This is a genomic window from Mycobacterium sp. AZCC_0083 (assembly GCF_014202335.1).
GTDB lineage: Bacteria > Actinomycetota > Actinomycetes > Mycobacteriales > Mycobacteriaceae > Mycobacterium.
Genome location: NZ_JACHGP010000001.1, coordinates 252,134 through 270,491 on the forward strand (window position 1 = coordinate 252,134; position 18,358 = coordinate 270,491).

The 18,358-nt window shown below is 67.6% G+C and carries 17 protein-coding genes; 13 read left to right on the forward strand and 4 right to left on the reverse strand.

The window, feature by feature from the left end; translation table 11 throughout:
* The first annotated feature begins 17 nt into the window (after nucleotides 1-17).
* Nucleotides 18-932 (forward strand): ABC transporter ATP-binding protein, encoded by a 915-nt coding sequence (locus HNP02_RS01165; protein WP_375373631.1) that lies wholly within the window; start codon nucleotides 18-20, stop codon nucleotides 930-932.
* 28 nt (nucleotides 933-960) lie between these two features.
* Nucleotides 961-1,743: an ABC transporter permease gene (locus HNP02_RS01170; protein WP_184433323.1), complete on the forward strand. Its 783-nt coding sequence runs from the start codon at nucleotides 961-963 to the stop codon at nucleotides 1,741-1,743.
* Here the strand turns inward: HNP02_RS01170 and HNP02_RS01175 are convergent.
* Nucleotides 1,736-2,392 (reverse strand): LysE family translocator, encoded by a 657-nt coding sequence (locus HNP02_RS01175; RefSeq protein ID WP_184433326.1) that lies wholly within the window; start codon nucleotides 2,390-2,392, stop codon nucleotides 1,736-1,738. The two genes, HNP02_RS01170 and HNP02_RS01175, sit on opposite strands and share 8 nt — an antisense overlap.
* Nucleotides 2,393-2,542: 150 nt before the next feature.
* Here HNP02_RS01175 and HNP02_RS01180 point away from each other — a divergent pair, with 150 nt between their 5' ends.
* Complete coding sequence (locus HNP02_RS01180; RefSeq protein WP_184434897.1) at nucleotides 2,543-3,454, forward strand: heme A synthase; 912 nt, start codon at nucleotides 2,543-2,545, stop codon at nucleotides 3,452-3,454.
* On the opposite strand, the gene HNP02_RS01185 is transcribed toward HNP02_RS01180, so the two are convergent.
* A complete protein-coding gene (locus HNP02_RS01185; RefSeq protein WP_184433329.1) occupies nucleotides 3,404-4,342 on the reverse strand; it encodes a RimK family alpha-L-glutamate ligase in 939 nt (312 codons plus the stop codon). The two genes, HNP02_RS01180 and HNP02_RS01185, sit on opposite strands and share 51 nt — an antisense overlap.
* Nucleotides 4,343-4,360: 18 nt before the next feature.
* Here HNP02_RS01185 and HNP02_RS01190 point away from each other — a divergent pair, with 18 nt between their 5' ends.
* Nucleotides 4,361-5,347, forward strand: coding sequence for a quinone oxidoreductase (locus tag HNP02_RS01190; protein ID WP_184433332.1), 987 nt, complete (start codon nucleotides 4,361-4,363; stop codon nucleotides 5,345-5,347).
* 28 nt (nucleotides 5,348-5,375) lie between these two features.
* Entirely contained in the window at nucleotides 5,376-5,807 is a 432-nt protein-coding gene (gene arfB, locus HNP02_RS01195; protein WP_309241359.1) for an alternative ribosome rescue aminoacyl-tRNA hydrolase ArfB, read from the forward strand.
* A 6-nt stretch (nucleotides 5,808-5,813) separates the two neighbouring features.
* Here arfB and HNP02_RS01200 read toward each other — a convergent pair whose 3' ends face one another.
* Nucleotides 5,814-6,746 carry a heme o synthase gene (locus HNP02_RS01200; RefSeq protein WP_184433335.1) on the reverse strand — a complete coding sequence of 311 codons (933 nt, stop codon included), beginning with the start codon at nucleotides 6,744-6,746 and terminating at the stop codon, nucleotides 5,814-5,816.
* Nucleotides 6,747-6,942: 196 nt separating this feature from the next.
* On the opposite strand from HNP02_RS01200, the gene tkt reads away from it, so the two are divergent.
* The 8 genes from tkt (at nucleotide 6,943) to pip (ending at nucleotide 15,534) form a co-directional block, all read left to right on the forward strand.
* A complete protein-coding gene (tkt, locus tag HNP02_RS01205) occupies nucleotides 6,943-9,036 on the forward strand; it encodes a transketolase (protein WP_184433338.1) in 2,094 nt (697 codons plus the stop codon).
* Nucleotides 9,037-9,067: 31 nt separating this feature from the next.
* Nucleotides 9,068-10,186 (forward strand): transaldolase, encoded by a 1,119-nt coding sequence (tal, locus tag HNP02_RS01210; RefSeq protein WP_184433341.1) that lies wholly within the window; start codon nucleotides 9,068-9,070, stop codon nucleotides 10,184-10,186.
* Nucleotides 10,183-11,718, forward strand: coding sequence for a glucose-6-phosphate dehydrogenase (zwf, locus tag HNP02_RS01215; RefSeq protein ID WP_184433342.1), 1,536 nt, complete (start codon nucleotides 10,183-10,185; stop codon nucleotides 11,716-11,718). Before tal ends, zwf begins: the two co-directional genes overlap by 4 nt.
* Nucleotides 11,719-11,782: 64 nt before the next feature.
* A complete protein-coding gene (opcA, locus tag HNP02_RS01220; RefSeq protein WP_184433344.1) occupies nucleotides 11,783-12,694 on the forward strand; it encodes a glucose-6-phosphate dehydrogenase assembly protein OpcA in 912 nt (303 codons plus the stop codon).
* Nucleotides 12,687-13,427: a 6-phosphogluconolactonase gene (gene pgl, locus HNP02_RS01225; protein WP_184433347.1), complete on the forward strand. Its 741-nt coding sequence runs from the start codon at nucleotides 12,687-12,689 to the stop codon at nucleotides 13,425-13,427. Before opcA ends, pgl begins: the two co-directional genes overlap by 8 nt.
* 11 nt (nucleotides 13,428-13,438) lie before the next feature.
* Nucleotides 13,439-13,825: an ATPase gene (locus HNP02_RS01230; RefSeq protein WP_184433348.1), complete on the forward strand. Its 387-nt coding sequence runs from the start codon at nucleotides 13,439-13,441 to the stop codon at nucleotides 13,823-13,825.
* A 14-nt stretch (nucleotides 13,826-13,839) separates the two neighbouring features.
* Complete coding sequence (locus HNP02_RS01235) at nucleotides 13,840-14,601, forward strand: hypothetical protein (RefSeq protein WP_184433352.1); 762 nt, start codon at nucleotides 13,840-13,842, stop codon at nucleotides 14,599-14,601.
* A 6-nt stretch (nucleotides 14,602-14,607) separates the two neighbouring features.
* The gene (gene pip / locus HNP02_RS01240) at nucleotides 14,608-15,534 is read left to right on the forward strand and encodes a prolyl aminopeptidase (protein WP_184433354.1); all 927 of its coding nucleotides are present in this window, start codon (nucleotides 14,608-14,610) and stop codon (nucleotides 15,532-15,534) included.
* Here pip and ppc read toward each other — a convergent pair.
* Entirely contained in the window at nucleotides 15,531-18,344 is a 2,814-nt protein-coding gene (gene ppc, locus HNP02_RS01245) for a phosphoenolpyruvate carboxylase (protein WP_184433358.1), read from the reverse strand. The genes pip and ppc overlap by 4 nt on opposite strands.
* Between the last annotated feature and the right edge of the window lie 14 nt (nucleotides 18,345-18,358).

The following is an 18,358-nucleotide window of genomic DNA, read 5'->3' on the forward strand; positions in this document are numbered from 1 at the left end:
GCGAGCGCTCGTCGGAAATCCCAGTGCTCATACGCGGGGTGAGCAAGCGGTTCGGGTCGACGACGGCGGTCGACGGGCTCGATCTCGACGTGCAGCGGGCCGAGGTGCTTGCGCTGCTCGGGCCGAACGGCGCGGGCAAGACAACCACCATCGAGATGTGCGAGGGGTTCACCCGGCCCGACTCCGGCACCATCGAAGTCCTCGGCCTCGATCCCATCGCCGACAACGCCCAGCTGCGTGAACGCATCGGCGTGATGCTGCAGGGTGGCGGCGGCTATCCGGCGGCGCGGGCCAGGGAGATGCTCGATCTGGTCGCCGCCTACTCGGCCAACCCGCTCGACCCCGCATGGTTGATGGACACCCTCGGCCTTACCGAGTCCGCCCGCACCACCTATCGGCGGCTGTCCGGCGGCCAGCAGCAACGCCTCGCGCTGGCGTGCGCCGTGGTGGGCAGGCCGGAGCTGGTGTTCCTCGACGAGCCGACCGCAGGCATGGACGCGCACGCGCGAATCGTGGTGTGGGAGTTGATCGACGGACTGCGCCGCGACGGCGTCACGGTGGTCCTCACCACCCACCAGCTGTCCGAGGCCGAGCAGCTCGCGGACCGGTTGGTGATCATCGACCACGGCGCCGCGGTGGCCGCAGGGACTCCCGCCGAGCTGATGGGGCGCGGCGCCGAGAACCAGCTGCGCTTCTCCGCTCCCCCGAAACTCGATCTCTCACTGCTGATTTCGGCCCTGCCCGAGGACTATCGGACGGTCGAGACGACGCCAGGCGAGTACCTGGTCGAGGGCCACGTCGACCCGCAGGTACTGGCCACCGTCACCGCATGGTGCGCGCGGCTCGACGTGCTGGCCACCGACATGCGCGTCGAACAGCGCAGCCTCGAGAACGTCTTCCTCGATCTCACGGGACGGGAGCTGCGACCGTGACGAGCGCTTGCGCGAGGAACCGAGGATTATGACTTCGCTACACAACCGCTTTGCACCAGGCACCTTCACCCCCGACCCGCGACCCGCGACGGTGCCCAAGATGCTGGCCGCGCAGTTCCGCCTCGAGCTGAAGCTGTTGCTGCGCAACGGTGAACAGCTGCTGCTGACGATGTTCATCCCGATCACGCTGCTGATCGGACTGACACTGCTGCCCCTCGGCTCGTTCGGGGACAACCGGGCAGCCAGCTTCGTCCCAGCGATCATGGCGCTCGCCGTGATCTCGACGGCCTTCACCGGCCAGGCCATCGCGGTGGCCTTCGACCGGCGTTACGGCGCGCTGAAGCGATTGGGTGCGACCGCGCTTCCGGTGTGGGGAATCATCGCAGGCAAGTCGCTTGCCGTCGTCACCGTGGTGTTCCTGCAGTCGATTCTGTTGGGCGCCATCGGCTTTGCGCTGGGCTGGCGGCCGGCGATCGCCGGGCTGGCGTTGGGCGCGGTGATCATCGCGCTCGGAACGGCCGGATTCGCCGCACTGGGGCTGCTGTTGGGCGGCACCCTGCGCGCCGAGATCGTGCTGGCGGTGGCCAACCTGCTGTGGTTCGTCTTCGCAGGCCTCGGCGCCCTGACGCTCGGCGGTGGCATGGTCTCGCACGGCGTGAAATGGGTGGCCAGGCTGACTCCTTCCGGCGCCCTGACCGAGGCATTGACTCAGGCGATGATGCCGTCCGTGGACTGGTTCGGCATTGCGGTGCTCGCGGTGTGGGGCGGGGTCGCGGCCCTTTGCGCGCTGCGCTGGTTCCGCTTCACCTGAGCACCGCCGCAGGCGTCGCGCGCAGCGCCTCGACGATCAGCCTGCCGCCCAATGCGGTGACCACACCGCCTGCCACGCGATCGATCCAGTGCTTCCCGCGCAGATAGACCGCACGTGGCCGGGACGAGGAGAAGAGCACCGCAACGATGGTGTACCAACCCATTTCGACGGCGAAGGTCAGCGGCGGCAACGCCCAGAACATCCACACGGGAATCTGGGCGGGAAGGAACGCCGCGAAGATGCTCGCGTACCAGATCGCCGTCTTCGGATTGCTGAGCTGAGTCGCAAGCCCGACTACGAAGGATCGGCGCCATCCACCGGTCGCAGGCCGCCCGTCGTCGGCCGCGACGGCAAGCGGCGTTCGTGCCCCGCGCCAGAGCCGGATGCCGAGGTAGACGAGATAAGTGCCGCCAGCCACCTTCAGCGCCATGTACAGCCAGTCGACCTGCATCAGCAGCGCCTGCAGTCCGCCGAGCGCGAGGCCCGAGAAGACCATCCCACCGAGTCCCATGCCCAGCGCCGATGCCAATCCGTCGCGCCGCGACAGCGCGGCGGCGGCGCGCACCACGACGACGAAGCTCGGCCCAGGGCTGATCGCGCCGATGGCCAAGGTACCGAGAATGCTGAGGAGGGCGAGCTGTGCGGACATGACTTCATGTAACCGTCCAACTCGGCACCGCGCACGTGAGGAGCAAGACGGACAGAAGTCGAGCCCTACTACATTCTGTAGTTGAGGTTCCTTTACGATCGGTCGGTGCCCGTCGGACGGTTCTTGCTGCGGCTGGTGGACGTGCTGCCCATGCCGAGCCTGCGAACGCAACGGCTGGTGGCCGCCACGGTCGTGCTGACCCAGGGCGGTATCGCCGTCACCGGCGCCATCGTCCGCGTCACCGCGTCCGGCCTCGGCTGTCCCACCTGGCCACAGTGCTTCCCAGGCAGCTTCACACCGGTCCCCCACGCCGAAGTCGCCGTCGTCCATCAGGTTGTCGAGTTCGGCAACCGGATGATCACCTTCCTCGTCGTACTCACCGCGGCCCTTGCACTGCTGACGGTGACCCGTGCCCGCCGCCGGCGCGAGGTGCTGGTCTACGCGTGGCTGATGCCTGCCTCGACGGTCGCGCAGGCCGTCATGGGCGGGATCACGGTACTGACCGGCTTGCTGTGGTGGACGGTCGCGATCCACCTCGTCGCGTCGATGACGATGGTCTGGCTGGCAGTGCTGCTGTACGTCAAGATCGGTGAACCCGACGATGGCGTGTCGACGCCCGTGGTGCCAAGACCGTTGCGGCAATTGACCGCGTTGACGGCCGTCGTGCTGGCAGCGCAACTCGTCAGCGGCACGCTCGTGACGGGCGCCGGGCCACACGCAGGCGACAAGAGCGTCGAACAGCCGGTGCCGCGACTGCAGGTCGAGATCACCACGCTGGTGCATGTGCACAGCTCGCTGTTGGTGGCCTACCTGGCCTTGATCGTCGGCCTTGGCTTCGCCCTGGGTGCGGTGCGCGCGCCGAAGCCGGTGGTGCTGCGCCTGTGGGTGCTACTGGTGTTGGTGTGCGCGCAGGGAATGGTCGGGACGGTGCAGTTCTTCACGGGCGTGCCCGCGGCGCTGGTCGCCGTGCACGTCGCGGGGGCGGCCGCGTGCACGGCAGCCACCGCGGCGCTATGGGCCTCGATGCGAGAACGGGCCGAGCCCAAGCCGGTCGAGGGCTGACTCGACTCCAAGGGCGAATGCGCGCTGCTGCCTTGCGCGGTCTACCTCGTCGATCTGCCGCCAGCCCAGCGACGGCTCGACCAGCTCCAGTTCCAGCAGCCGCGGATCCCGAGGTCCGCCGATGACGTCGACGCGGGCGTAGAGGAACTCCGACGGCGCGATGCCAAGGTGGGCGCCTGCGGCCGCCAGCGCGGCGTGGCCGACGTCCCACAGCTCGAAGTCGGGCTCGGCGGCCTGCAGCGACTCCTCGGCGTACGTGCCGGAATCGTCGAACTCGGGCCGGTGCCCCGGCGGCGGCAGGATCGGCCCCTTGGTAAACGCGTGGGACTGCTCGCCCGCGAGGAACACCATCGCAGTCTCGCCGTCGGCGATCCGCGGGTCGTAGGGCTGCACCAGCACGGTGCGCCCAGCATCCTGCAGCGTCGCGGCGTGCTCCCGCGCCGCATCTGGATCGGTGAACCGTTGCGCGCCAACCGATCCCGCACCGACCGCCGGTTTCACGACGACTTCCCCACCGTCCAGGCTCAGCCGCTCGCCAGGGGCGAAGAACCGGCTCGGCACCGTCGGCACCCCGGCCGCGGCCAGGTCGGCCAGGTACCGCTTGTCGGTGTTCCAGGCCACCACGTCCGGCGCGTTCAGCAGGTTGGGCACCCGTCGCGTCCATGCGAGGAATTCGTCGAGCCGGTCGATGTAGTCCCACGTGGCACGCAACACCACCACGTCGGTGCGCTCGGTGTCGGGATCGTCCCAGGACAGCCAGCGGGCGTGCAGGCCGCGTGCCCGCAGCGCCTCCACCAACCCCGAATCGTCGCCGTCACCCTCCACGAGAGCGCGACAACCTGCGAAGACGATGTGCGGATGGCGAACGTTGGGCCTGGCGAGTTTCACCTTGGAATGATAGGTCGTATGTACGTCATCGAAGTCGCCGAAACCGGTGATCCAGAAGTCCTGAATTACGTCGAACGCCCGGAGCCCTCACCCGGCCCCGGCCAGGTGCTGATCAAGGCGGAGGCGATCGGCGTCAACTTCATCGACACCTACTTCCGGGCCGGCCTCTACCCGCGACCGACGCCCTTCGTCGTAGGCACCGAGGTGTGCGGCACCATCGCCGCGGTCGGTGACGACGTCGCCGCCCTGAGCGTCGGCGACCGGGTGGTCACTGCACAGGCCGACGGCGGCTACGCCGAATTCTGTTTGGCACCAGCCGATTTCGTGGCGTACGTGCCCGACGCCGTGCCCGCAGAAGTCGCCGCTTCGTCGCTACTGAAGGGCATGACCGCCCACTACCTGATCAAGTCCACCTACCCCGTGCAGCAGGGCGATACCGTTCTGCTGCACGCCGGGGCCGGCGGCGTCGGCCTGATCCTGACGCAATGGGCCACCAGCCTGGCCGTGCGGGTGATCACCACGGTGTCGACGCGGGAGAAGGGCGAGTTGTCTCGCAAGGCCGGCGCGATCGAGGTGCTCGACTACCCCAGCGAGAGCGAAGGCGGCGCGGCCGAGTTCGGTGCTCGGATCCGGGAGCTCACCGGGGGCCAAGGGGTGGCGGCGGTGTACGACGGGGTTGGCGCGTCGACGTTCGACGCCAGCCTGGCCAGCCTCGCGGTGCGCGGCACACTCGCCCTGTTCGGCGCGGCGAGCGGGCCGGTGCCACCGGTCGATCCGCAGCGGCTCAACGCTGCCGGTTCGGTCTTCCTGACGCGGCCGACCCTGGCGCACCACTCCCGCACCGCCGACGAGTTCGGCTGGCGCGCGGGTGAACTGCTCGACGCGATCTCGCAGGGCACCATCGACGTCACGGTGAGCAACCGGTACCCACTGTCGGACGCCGCCGACGCCCACCGCGACCTGGAGGGCCGCAAGACGGTCGGCTCGGTGGTCCTTGTGCCGTAAGGCCAGGCACCGCTCTAACCTTGTCGACGTGGCCGAGGACCTGATCGTGTCGCGGGCCATGGTAATTCCCGCGTCCGACTTGAGCGAACGCTTCTCCAGGTCCTCCGGCCCCGGCGGGCAGGGGGTGAACACGGCGGACAGCCGGGTCGAGCTGTCGTTCGACGTGGCCCGTTCGCCTGCGGTACCGGAGTGGTTGCGCCCTCGAATGCTGCGCCGACTCGAGGGGCGTCTCTCGGACGGCGTGCTCAGGGTGGCGGCGAGTGAGCATCGCGCGCAGCTCCAGAACCGCGCCGCCGCCCGCGAGCGGATGGCGCGCCTGCTTCGCGACGCCGCGACCGCACCTCCCCCGATCCGCAGGCCGACCAAGCCGACCAGGGGCTCGAAGGAGCGCAGGATCGAGGACAAGAAGCGTCGTGGCCAGACCAAGCTCGGCCGGCGCGGAGGCTGGGACACGAGCTAGCGGGTGTTAGTGCCCCAACACCGTCGGCAGGGCCAGCGCGGAGTCGACAGCCAGTGCGCAGAACACGACGGCAAGGTAGTTGTTCGACTGAAGGAACAGCCGCAGCGGCTTCACGGGCTCACCGCGCTTGACCCCCGAGTACAGCTGGTGGGCCATCACCAGGAACCACGCGCCCGCGATCAGCGCGACCGACGCGTACAGCCAGCCGGTGACCAACGCGAGCGCCAGGGTGGTCAGCACGGTCAGCCAGGTGTAGATCAGGATCTGCCTGGTGACCTGCCGTTCGGTGGCCACCGTCGGCAGCATCGGCACGCCTGCGGCCTTGTAGTCGTCCTTGTAGCGCATCGCCAGCGCCCAGGTGTGCGGTGGCGTCCAGAAGAAGATGATCCCGAACATCACCAGCGCAGGCCACTGGATGGTCCCCGTCACCGCGGACCAGGCGATCATCACGGGCATGCAGCCTGCCGCGCCGCCCCACACCACGTTCTGCGAGGTGCGGCGCTTCAGCAGCAGCGTGTAGACGAAGACGTAGAACAAGATCGTCGCGACGGCCAATAGGCCCGACAGCAGGTTGGTGGTCCACCACAGCCAGGCGAACGAGCCAACGGACAGCACCAGGCCGAAGATCAGCGCGTGCCGGGTTGGCACGGACTCGCGCGCCAACGGGCGCCGCGCGGTTCGCTTCATTACCTTGTCGATGTCGGCGTCGGCGACGCAGTTCAGGGTGTTGGCGCCCGCCGCGGCCAGCAGGCCGCCAACCAGGGTGTTGAGAATCAGCAGGGGGTTCACGGTGCCGCGATCGGCAAGCAGCATCGCCGGGATGGCAGTGACGAGCAACAGCTCGATCACCCGCGGCTTGGTCAGCGCGATATAGGCCAAGAGCGTGGTGCCCGTGCGGCCAGGCGCCTCGTGAAAAAAACGGCGCTCGCGAATGCTCACGCAGTTGTCTCCTCGGTGTTTCGCGGCAGCGCGCAGCTTCTACTACAGACGATGGTAGACCGCGTTCCGGGGCATCCGACAACTCAGGGTCGGTTCGGGTGAACGCCCGGACAACTTGGCCAATGCGGTCTGCAACGCCATAGCGTTCCGCACTAGGGTATTGATGGACCAACCTGCCGACCCGAGGGGTTAATACGTGACCACAGTGGAAGAGATCTCCGCCCTCACCCGCCCCAACCATCCGGACGATTGGACCGACGTCGACTCCCTCGCCGTCGACACCGTTCGGGTGCTTGCCGCCGACGCCGTGCAGAAGGTCGGCAATGGGCATCCTGGCACGGCGATGAGCCTGGCGCCGTTGGCGTACACGTTGTTCCAGCGCCAGATGATCCACGACCCGAGCGACCTGCACTGGTTGGGCAGGGACCGCTTCGTGTTGTCCTGCGGGCACTCCAGCCTCACCCTCTACATCCAGCTCTACCTTGGCGGATTCGGCCTTGAGCTCGCCGACATCGAGGCGCTGCGTACGTGGGGCAGCAAGACGCCAGGGCATCCGGAGTTCCGGCACACCCCAGGCGTGGAGATCACCACGGGACCGCTGGGCCAGGGCCTCGCCTCGGCGGTCGGCATGGCGATGGCATCACGCTACGAGCGCGGCCTCTTCGATCCGGACGCCGCACCGGGCACCAGCCCGTTCGACCACTTCATCTACGTCATCGCCTCGGACGGCGACATGGAGGAAGGGGTGACCAGCGAGGCATCGTCACTGGCAGGCACCCAGGAACTCGGCAACCTCATCGTGTTCTACGACCACAACCAGATCTCGATCGAGCACGACACCAACATCGCGCTCTCCGAGAACGTGCCCGACAGATACCGCGCCTACGGCTGGCACGTGCAGGAGGTCGAGGGCGGCGAGAACGTCGTCGGCATCGAGGCGGCCATCGAGGCGGCGAAGGCCGTTACCGACAAGCCGTCGTTCATCTCGCTGCGCACGATCATCGGCTACCCCGCACCAACCAAGATGAACACCGGTGGGGTGCACGGGTCCGCGCTCGGCGAAGAGGAAGTGGCCGCCACCAAGCGCGTGCTCGGCTTCGATCCCGACAAGACCTTCGAGGTGCGCGACGAAGTCATCGAGCACACCCGCAAGCTGGTGGACCGCGGCCGCGAGGCGCACGAGAAGTGGCAACCGGGATTCGACGCGTGGGCCGAGCGCGAGCCCGAGCGAAAGAAGCTGCTGGATCGACTGTTGGCCCAGGAACTGCCAGAGGGTTGGGACGCCGACCTGACCTACTGGGAGCCCGGCTCCAAGCCGCTGGCCACCCGCGCCGCATTCGGCAAGGTGCTCAACGACGTAGCGCCGAAGCTGCCCGAACTATGGGGCGGCTCAGCAGATCTGGCGGGCAGCAACAACACCACCATCGAGGGGGTGAACTCGTTCGGGCCGCCGTCCATCTCGACCAAGGACTACACCGCGGACTGGTACGGCCGGGTGCTGCACTTCGGCATCCGCGAACACGCGATGGGCTCGATCCTGTCCGGCATCGTCCTGCACGGGCCGACCCGCGCCTTCGGCGGCACCTTCCTGCAGTTCTCCGACTACATGCGGCCAGCGGTGCGGTTGGCCTCATTGATGGACATCGACACCATCTACGTCTGGACGCACGACTCAATCGGTCTTGGTGAAGACGGGCCGACCCACCAGCCGGTCGAGCACCTCGCCGCGTTGCGCGCGATCCCCAACCTGTCGGTGGTGCGGCCAGGCGATCCGAACGAGACGGCATACGCGTGGCGCACCATCGTGGCGCGAGGCGCGAGTAGCGGGCCGGTCGGTTTCATCCTGACCCGGCAGGGCATTCCAGTTCTGGAGGGCACCGACTCCGAGGGCGTGGCCAAGGGCGGCTACGTGCTTGGCGGCGGTAACCCCGCCGACGACGCCGACGTGATCATCATCGGCACCGGCTCCGAGCTTCAGTTGGCGGTGGAGGCACGTAAGCAGTTGGCGGAGAAGGACATCACCGCCTACGTCGTCTCGATGCCCTGCGTGGAATGGTTCGAGAGCCAGCCCAAGGAGTACCGCGACAGCGTGCTGCCCCCCGAGGTGTCGGCGCGCGTGGCGGTGGAGGCCGGCATCGCGCAGAGCTGGCACAAACTCGTCGGTGACACCGGCGAGATCGTCTCGATCGAGCACTACGGCGCTTCGGCCGACGACAAGACGTTGTTCCGTGAGTTCGGATTCACCCCGGAAGCCGTGGTGGCCGCCGCGGAACGATCAATGGACAACTGACACATCAAACCGAAGTACTAAGGAGCACCCCATGACTCAGAACCCGAACCTCGCGGCGCTGAGTGCCGCAGGCGTGTCCGTATGGCTCGACGACCTCTCGCGTGAGCGTCTGCAGACCGGCAACCTGCAGAACCTGATCGACACCCACAGCGTCGTCGGCGTCACCACCAACCCGTCGATCTTCCAGGCTGCGCTGTCGAAGGGCACCGCCTACGACGCCCAGGTGGCCGAGCTTGCCGAGCGCGGCGCCGACGTCGACGCCACCATCCGCACGGTCACCACCGACGATGTCCGCAACGCCTGCGACGTCCTGGCCAAGGTCTACGAGGCGTCGGGCGGCGTCGACGGCCGGGTGTCCATCGAGGTGGACCCGCGTCTCGCCCACGACACCGACAAGACCATCCTGCAAGCCATCGAGTTGTGGAAGATCGTCGACCGGCCCAACGTGCTGATCAAGATCCCGGCCACCAAGGCCGGGCTGCCTGCGATCACCGCCGTCATCGCCGAGGGCATCTCGGTCAACGTCACGCTGATCTTCTCCGTCGAGCGGCACGAAGCCGTCATGGACGCCTATCTCGCCGGACTGGAGAAGGCCAAGGAAGCCGGCCACGACCTGAGCAAGATCCACTCCGTCGCATCGTTCTTCGTCTCACGCGTCGACACCGAGATCGACGCAAGGCTGGAGACGATCGGCAGCGACGAGGCACTCGCGCTGCGCGGACAGGCCGGCGTGGCCAACGCGCGACTGGCGTACAAGGCCTACGAGGACGTGTTCGTCGGCGGCGCCCAGTATGAGGTCCTCAAGGCCGAAGGGGCGCGCGTGCAACGCCCGCTCTGGGCGTCGACCGGCGTGAAGAACCCCGACTACTCCGACACGCTGTACGTCACCGAACTGGTGGCGCCGAACACCGTCAACACGATGCCCGAGAAGACCATGGATGCCGTGGCCGATCACGGCGTCATCACCGGTGACACGATCTCGGGCACGTCGGAGGCGGCACAGGAGGTCTTCGACAAGCTGGAGGCCATCGGCATCGACCTGACCGACGTCTTCCTGGTGCTGGAGAACGAGGGCGTGGAGAAGTTCGAGAAATCGTGGCTGGAGCTGATCGACGCAACCCAGGGTCAGCTCGACGCAGCCGGCAAATGACATCGGGTTCCGACTGGATCAACCCGCTGCGGGACAAGCGCGACAAGCGGTTACCGCGCATCGCGGGTCCGTGTGCGGTGGTGATCTTCGGAGTGACCGGCGATCTGGCCACCAAGAAGCTGATGCCCGCGATCTACGACCTCGCCAACCGCGGGCTTCTTCCGCCCACGTTCTCTCTGGTCGGGTTCGGCCGTCGGGACTGGAGTGACCAGGACTTCGCCGACGTCGTGCTCAAGGCAGTGCAGGGACACGCGCGCACGCCCTTCCGTCAGGAGGTCTGGGACCGACTGAGTGAGGGCATCCGCTTCGCCCAAGGCGAATTCGACGACGACAAGGCCTTCGAGCGGCTGTCCGAAACCCTGGCCAAGCTCGATGCCGAGCGCGGGACCGGTGGCAATCACGCCTTCTACCTGTCGATTCCGCCGAAGGCCTTTCCCTCGGTGTGCGAGCAGCTGTCCAAGTCCGGGCTGGCCAGACCCGAAGGCGACCGGTGGAGCCGCGTCGTGATCGAGAAGCCGTTCGGTCACGATCTGGACAGTGCCCGCTCGCTCAACAAAGTGGTCAACAGCGTCTTTCCCGAGACGTCGGTGTTCCGCATCGACCACTACCTTGGCAAGGAGACGGTGCAGAACATCCTTGCGCTGCGCTTCGCCAACCAGCTGTTCGATCCGATTTGGAACGCCCACTACGTCGACCACGTCCAGATCACGATGGCCGAGGACATCGGGCTTGGCGGGCGTGGAGGTTACTACGACGGTGTCGGCGCCGCCAGAGACGTCATCCAGAACCACCTGACCCAGCTGCTGGCACTCACCGCGATGGAAGAGCCGGTCAGCTTCAAGCCCTCGGAGTTGCAGGCCGAGAAGATCAAGGTGCTTTCGGCGACGAAGCTGGTGGAGCCCTTGGGCGAGAACACCTCCCGCGGTCAGTACACCGCCGGTTGGCAGGGCGGCGAGAAGGTGGTCGGGCTCCTCGAGGAGGAGGGCTTCTCCAAGACCTCCACCACCGAGACCTTCGCCGCGATCACGTTGGAGGTCGACACCAGGCGCTGGGCGGGTGTCCCGTTCTACCTCCGCACCGGAAAGCGACTGGGCCGCAGGGTGACCGAGATCGCTCTCGTCTTCAAGCGCGCCCCGCATCTGCCGTTCGACGCCACCATGACCGACGAACTGGGCAAGAACGCGTTGGTCATTCGGGTGCAGCCCGACGAGGGCATCACGCTGCGGTTCGGCTCGAAGGTGCCGGGGCATGCCATGGAGGTCCGCGACGTCAACATGGACTTCTCCTACGGGTCGGCGTTCGCCGAGGACTCCCCCGAAGCATACGAACGCTTGATTCTCGACGTCCTGCTCGGCGAGCCGTCGTTGTTCCCCGTGAACCAGGAGGTCGAATTGTCCTGGGAGATCCTTGATCCCGCGCTCGAGTACTGGACGGCGCACGGCAAGCCCGACCCGTACGAATCGGGTGGCTGGGGGCCGGATTCGGCGTTCGAGATGTTGCAGCGGACCGGCCGGGAATGGCGGCGGCCATGACAAGCGCTTGCGCGGAACACCGAGCGGCCGTGATGAGCGCTTGCGCGAAGAACCGAGGACACTGATGATCGTCGATCTGGAAGCCACCACGACAAACGTGGTCAACAAGAAGCTCGACGGGCTGCGCGAAGAAGGTGGCGCGTTCACGATGGCCAGGGTGTTGACCCTGGTCATCGCGCCGGACAGCGAGGCCATCCTCGAGGAGTCCATCGAGGCGGCCAACGCCGCCAGCCGTGAGCACCCCTGCCGGGTGATCGTGGTCTTCGCCGTGGACCGCGATGCCGCAGACGCCCAGCTGGATGCCCAGATTCGGGTAGGCCACGACGCCGGCGCCGGTGAGGTCGTGGTGCTCAAGCTGTACGGACCGTTGGCCGCGCAGGCCAGTAGCGTCGTGACACCCTTCCTGCTGCCGGACACGCCGGTGGTGGCCTGGTGGCCTGACGTTGCCCCCCGGGTGCCGGCTCAGGATCCGTTGGGCCAGTTGGCGATCCGTCGGATCACCGATGCGACGTACGGGACCGATCCGCTTGCCTGCATCAAGAGCAGGTTGGAGGGCTACACCCCTGGCGACACCGACCTGGCGTGGAGCCGCATCACCTACTGGCGGGCGATGCTGACCTCGGCGTTGGATCAGGGGCCCCACGAGCCGATTCAGTCGGCTCTGGTGTCCGGTCTCAAGACCGAACCTGCCCTGGACGTCTTGGCTGGCTGGCTGGCCGGCCGGATCGACGGTCCGGTGAAACGGGCCGTCGGCGAGCTGAAGGTCGAGTTGGTCCGCGCCAGCGAGACGATCACGCTCAGCAGGCCACAGGACGGCCGCACCGCCACCCTGACTCGTACCGCCAAGCCCGCGGCCCTACTTCCGTTGGCGCGCAGGGAAACTCGGGAGTGCCTGGCGGAGGACATGCGCAGGCTCGACGCCGACGAGATCTACTTGTCCGCACTGCAGGGCATCGACAAGGTGGAGTATGTCTGAGACCGTCATCGAGAAGTACGCCGACGCCGACGCCCTGGTCTCCGCCGTGGGCGACCGGCTGGTTGGCGCCATCACTGGCGCCATCGATGCACGCGGCGTCGCGTACGTCGTCCTGACCGGCGGCGGAACGGGCGTCAAGCTGCTCAAGCACGTCGGCGCGCATGGTGCTGCGATCGACTGGTCGAAGGTGCATCTGTTCTGGGGTGACGACCGGTACGTGCCTGCGGACGACGACGACCGCAACGACAAACAGGCCCGCGAGGCGCTGCTGGACCACATCGACGTGCCCGCGGCCAACGTGCACGCGATGCCCGCAAGCGACGGAGAGTTCGGCGACGACATCGACGCCGCCGCCCTGTTCTACGAGCAGGTCCTGGCCGCCACCGCCGCAGACGGGGCGCCAGCACCGGATTTCGACGTGCACCTTCTCGGAATGGGTGGCGAGGGCCACGTGAACTCACTGTTCCCGCACACCCCTGCCGTCAGCGAGACCACCCGCTTGGTGGTGGGAGTGACCGACTCCCCCAAGCCGCCGCCGCGCCGCATCACGTTGACGCTGCCCGCTGTTCAGCGCTCACGCGAGGTGTGGCTGGTGGTCGCGGGCGCGGAGAAGGCCGACGCGGTGGCTGCCGCAGTAGGCGGCGCCGCAGCGGTCGACGTGCCCGCGGCGGGCGCCATCGGACGCGATGCCACGGTGTGGCTGCTCGACGAAGCCGCCGCGGCGAACCTGTAATACTGACGTCCATGGCAGACAAAGGCGTCGGCACTGGTGGACGCACCCGGCCGGCCACCGGACGGCAGCGAATCAGGACGTTGACCCAGGCTGCGCTGAACGCCGACGTCACGGTCGAGATGGTGGAGACCATCCTCACCGACCTCGGCGACACGCTGACCGTCCTCGACAAGACGACCGTCGGCCTGGACACCACGATGGACCGCTTCAACGAAACCATCACCCGCATCGACGAATTGGCGCCACGGCTGTTCAGCATGGTCGACCGCCTCGAGGCGATCGTGGAGCGCGTCGAACGCATCGTGGGTGTCGGCGAATCGGTGGTCGCGCCGTGGGCGGCGACGGAGAATGCCGTACGCGGCGCGGTCAACGCGATACGCAAGACCACCGGGCTGTAAGGGTTCCCGACCGAGTGCGGTCACCACTGGACGTCCTTCCCACTGCCGACGGCGTCGGATTGCCTTGGGACGTTCCCGTCGACGACGCCGTCGCCGCCGTTGCCACGGCACGCACCGCGTGTGGCGATTCGTTCGTGCTGCGCAGCGGCGGCACCCACTACCTGTTCACGTTCTCCCCGACCGGTGTCGAGTCGTTCTACGCGCTGCTGGAAGAAGCGGCGAGCAAGGGCGTCGCCGACTATCTGATGTTGCGGCGCAAGCTGCCCGACGAGCTATTCGCGGGCAGGCGCACGCTACCCGGGTCGTTGTTCCGCCGCGACGACGTGTCGTCATACCTGGCCAATCTCGAGCACGCACTCGACGCCACCGAGGCCGAGCTTGGCGAACGCGGCTCGGTCGACCTGTTCGGGCTCACCCGGCGGCTCGGGCACCGGATGGGGCTGGCGTCGTGGGCCGGGCCTGGCTGCGCCGACGGCGATGCCTTCGAGCGGCTGGTCGCCGCGTTCGACACGGTCGACGGGTCGGACGCGTTCGTGCACCCTGATGCGATGGCCGCGGTCGCCGCATCTGGGATGCGAGGCGAGCGGGCGGCCCTTGACGACGTAGCTGCGGTGATCGAAGATGCTCTGCTCCAGCATGATTCGGAGATTGCGCGCAACGGGTTGTTCGCGCGGATCGTCGAGGCGTGGGGGTCAGAGCCTGCGGAGGTGCGCACGCGCGGCATCGCGATGGACGTCGTCATGCCGACTGACATGGTCGTCGATCTATTGAAGTGAGGGACTTTGCTCGACGTCGGTGATGGCCAGCGCATCCACTGGGAGCTTCACGGCAATCCCGACGGCATACCAGTGGTACTGCTCCACGGCGGCCCCGGCGCAGGTGGTCCGCGCGGCACCCGAAAGCTGTTCGATCAGAAGCTCTTCCGGCTCGTCCTGTTCGATCAGCGCGGTTGCGGTGAGAGCCTGCCGAACGTGGCCGATCCCGACGTCGCGCTGGACGCGAACACCACCTGGCACCTGGTCGACGACATCGAGCGGCTCCGGGTTCAGGTGGGCGTCGAACGCTGGCTGGTGTACGGCGGGTCATGGGGGTCGACGCTCGCGCTCGCCTACGCCCAACGGCACCCCCACCGGGTCTCCGGCCTGCTCCTGGTGGCGGTCACCACGACGACTCCCGACGAGATCGACTGGCTCTATCGTGGCGCCGGACGGCTCTTCCCCGAAGCGTGGGATGCCTTTCGGGCGGGCGCGGGCGACATCGGCGACTCGAGCGCGGAGCTGATCGCCGCGTACGGCAGCCTCATCAGCAGCCCCGATCCGCGGGTGCGCGAGCGGGCTGCCTACGACTGGTGCACGTGGGAGGACGCGCTGATCGCCCACGAATCGTCCGGCTCGCCCGGAAGTTACAGCAGCCGAACGGGTCTCGACCGCATTGCCTTCGTGCGACTGTGCGCCCACTACTTCGGGAACCAGGCCTGGTTGAGCGACGGTCAGCTGCTGGCCGACGTCGGCCGGATCAGTGGCGTCCCGGGACGGCTGGTCCACGGGCGAAATGACATAGGATGCCCACCGCAAACGGCGTGGGAGCTCGCCAAGGCGTGGCCGGCCGCGCAGTTGGCGCTCATCGACGACGCCGGGCATACCGGCAGTCCCGCGTCCGCGGCAGCCATGCACGCCGCTGTCGCCGACTTGAGTCGGATGCTGGCCTAGCCGCTATTGCGCAGTGCGGTGGCCAGCCCGCTCATGGTCAGCAGGATGCCGCGCTGGACGAGTTCCTCGGTGTCACCGGAGCGATAGCGCCGCAGTAGCTCGACCTGAAGGTGGTTCAGCGGTTCGAGGTACGGGAACCGGTTGAACACCGAGCGGGCCAGCGCCGGGTTGTCGGCAAGCAGGTCGTCGTGACCGGTGATCAGCTTGTGCATCCGTAGCGTCCGTTGGTACTCGTCGACGATCTTGTCGAACACCCTGTGCCGCAGTGCTTCGTCGTCGACCAGCTCCGCGTACCGCGCGGCCAGACCCATGTCGGCCTTGGCAAGTACCTGCGCCATGTTGGACAGCACGGTCCGGAAGAACGGCCACCGCTGGTAGAGGTCCTGAAGCACCTTGAGCCGCGCCTCGGGGGTTTCGGGGCCTGCCGCGATCCAGTCCTCGAACGCCGTCCCGGTGCCGTACCACCCTGGCAGCATGACGCGGGACTGGCTCCAGGCCAGCACCCACGGGATGGCCCGCAGGTCGGCGATCGACGTGGTGGGTTTGCGGGAGGCGGGGCGGCTGCCGATGTTCAGCGCGCCGATCTCGCTCACCGGGGTGGATTCCTTGAAGTACTCGACGAAACCCGGTGTGTCGTGCACCAGTTCGCCGTACGCCTTCTGTGCCCTTGCGGCCAGGTCGTCGAGCACCTCGTAGGCGGGGCCTGCCTCGTCGCCAAGGCCCTCGACGTCCAACAGTGTCGACTCCAGCGTCGCGGCGAGCAGCGTCTCCAGGTTGCGGTGTGCCGTCCGCGGCTCGGCGTACTTGGCGGCGATCACCTCACCCTGCTCGGTGATGCGCAGCGACCCCTTCACCGCTCCTGGCGGCTGCGCGAGGATGGCGTCGTAGCTTGGCCCACCGCCGCGACCGACGGTGCCGCCGCGACCGTGGAAGAGCCGCAACCGGATTCCCGTCTTGCGGGCCGACTCCACCAGATCCAGCTCGGCCCGGTAGAGCGCCCAGTTCGCCGCGAGGTAACCGCCGTCCTTGTTGGAGTCCGAGTAGCCGAGCATGACCTCCTGGTGTTCACCGCGAGCGTGCACCAACGCGCGGTACAGCGGAAGGTCCAGTACCGCCTCGAGAATCGCCGAGCCGCGCTGCAGGTCGTCGATGGTCTCGAAGAGCGGCACGATCCCGACGGGGCTGTACGGATGCTCTCCAGATGCGTCCAGCAGGCCGGCTTCCTTCAGCAGGATCGCCGCCTCGAGCATGTCCGACACCGACTGACACATGGAGATGATGTAGTTGGGTACCGCGTTGGGCCCGAACACCTTCACCGCGCGGGCGCCTGCCGTCACGATGTCGAGTTCCTTGCGGGCGAGCTCCGACAGTTCGGCTCCCGGGCCGACAAGCGGCCTGCGCGTGGCCAGCTCGGCGACGAGCACCTCGACGCGCTCGGACTCGGGCAGGGACAGGTAGTCGGGATGCACTCCGGCCCAGGCCAGCAGCTCGGCGACGACCTCCTCGTGCACGTCGGAGTTCTGCCGTAGATCCAGACCGGACAGGTGAAAACCGAAGACGCGCACGGCTTCCCGCAACCGGGCCAGCCGGTCGTCGGCAAGCACTTCGCTGCCGTTCGCCCGAAGTGAGGCGTCCACCACGTCGAGGTCGGCCAGCAGCTCGCCAGGCGTCTCGTATCGCGGCATGCCCAGGTCGAGCAGCCGCTCGGGTTGCCTGTCGAGGATCTCGGCGGCGGTGGCCGTGAGGCGGCCGTGCACGACGCGCAATGCCCGCCGGTACGGCTCGTCCGCGCGGGCCGGCTCGGCGCACGTGTCGGCAAGGGCGGCCAGTTCGTCGCTGATCTGCACCAGCCGCACCGACATCGAGAGTTCCTCCTCGAGTGCGGTGAGCTCGACGAAGTAGTGGGCGAGTGCCATGTAGGCGGCGCTGCCGGTGGCCAGCCGGACCACGTCGGCGGTGACGTTCGGGTTGCCGTCGCGGTCGCCGCCGATCCAGGAGCCTGGCCGCAGGATCGGTTCCTCGAGCAGCTGCGCATCCGGCCAGCGCGCCTGTAGAGCCGCGCGGACCTCGGCGTTCACCCGCGGGATGACCTCGAAGAAGGCCGCAGGGTAGTAGCGAAGGCCGGTTTCGATCTCGTCTTGAATCTTCAACCGGGACAACCGGATCAGCGCGGTCTGCCACAACACCAGGATGTGGCGGCGTAGTTCGAGTTCGATGCTGCGGCCGTCGTCGGTGTGGCTGTGCCCGTGCGCGCGCAGGCGCAGGCGCATCAACTCGGTGATGCGGTGCTGGGTGTCGAAGACGGTGCGCCGCCGCGTCTCGGTGGGGTGCGCGGTGATCACCGGCGACACCAGCGCGCCGGTCAGCGCGTCGGCGACGGTTGCGGAGTCGAGGTCGGCCGATTCCAGCTTCAGGTACGTCGAGGCCAGGCTGCTGTTCTGTGGCGGCTCCCCCGCTGCGACGTGCACGGCGCGGCGGCGTTCCCGGTGGATGTCCTCGGCGACGTTGGCCAGCAGGGCGAAGTGGGTGAAGGCGCGGATGACCGGGATGGCCTGATGCACGTCGATGCCGTCGAATAGGCCAGCGAGTTCGGCACGATCGATCTCCGAGCGGCGAACCCGGAACGACTCGACCCTGGCGCGCTCGATGAGATCGAACACGGCGTCGCCGTTCTGCTCGCGGACGGTGTCGCCGAGGATGGTGCCCAGCAGCCGAATGTCCTCCCGCATCGGCTCGGTTGCTTCACGACCCACTTGCGTACGGCGCACTGAGCCGATGGGTTCGAGCACGGTGTCGGAAGCATCGGCCATGTGTCCAGTATCGA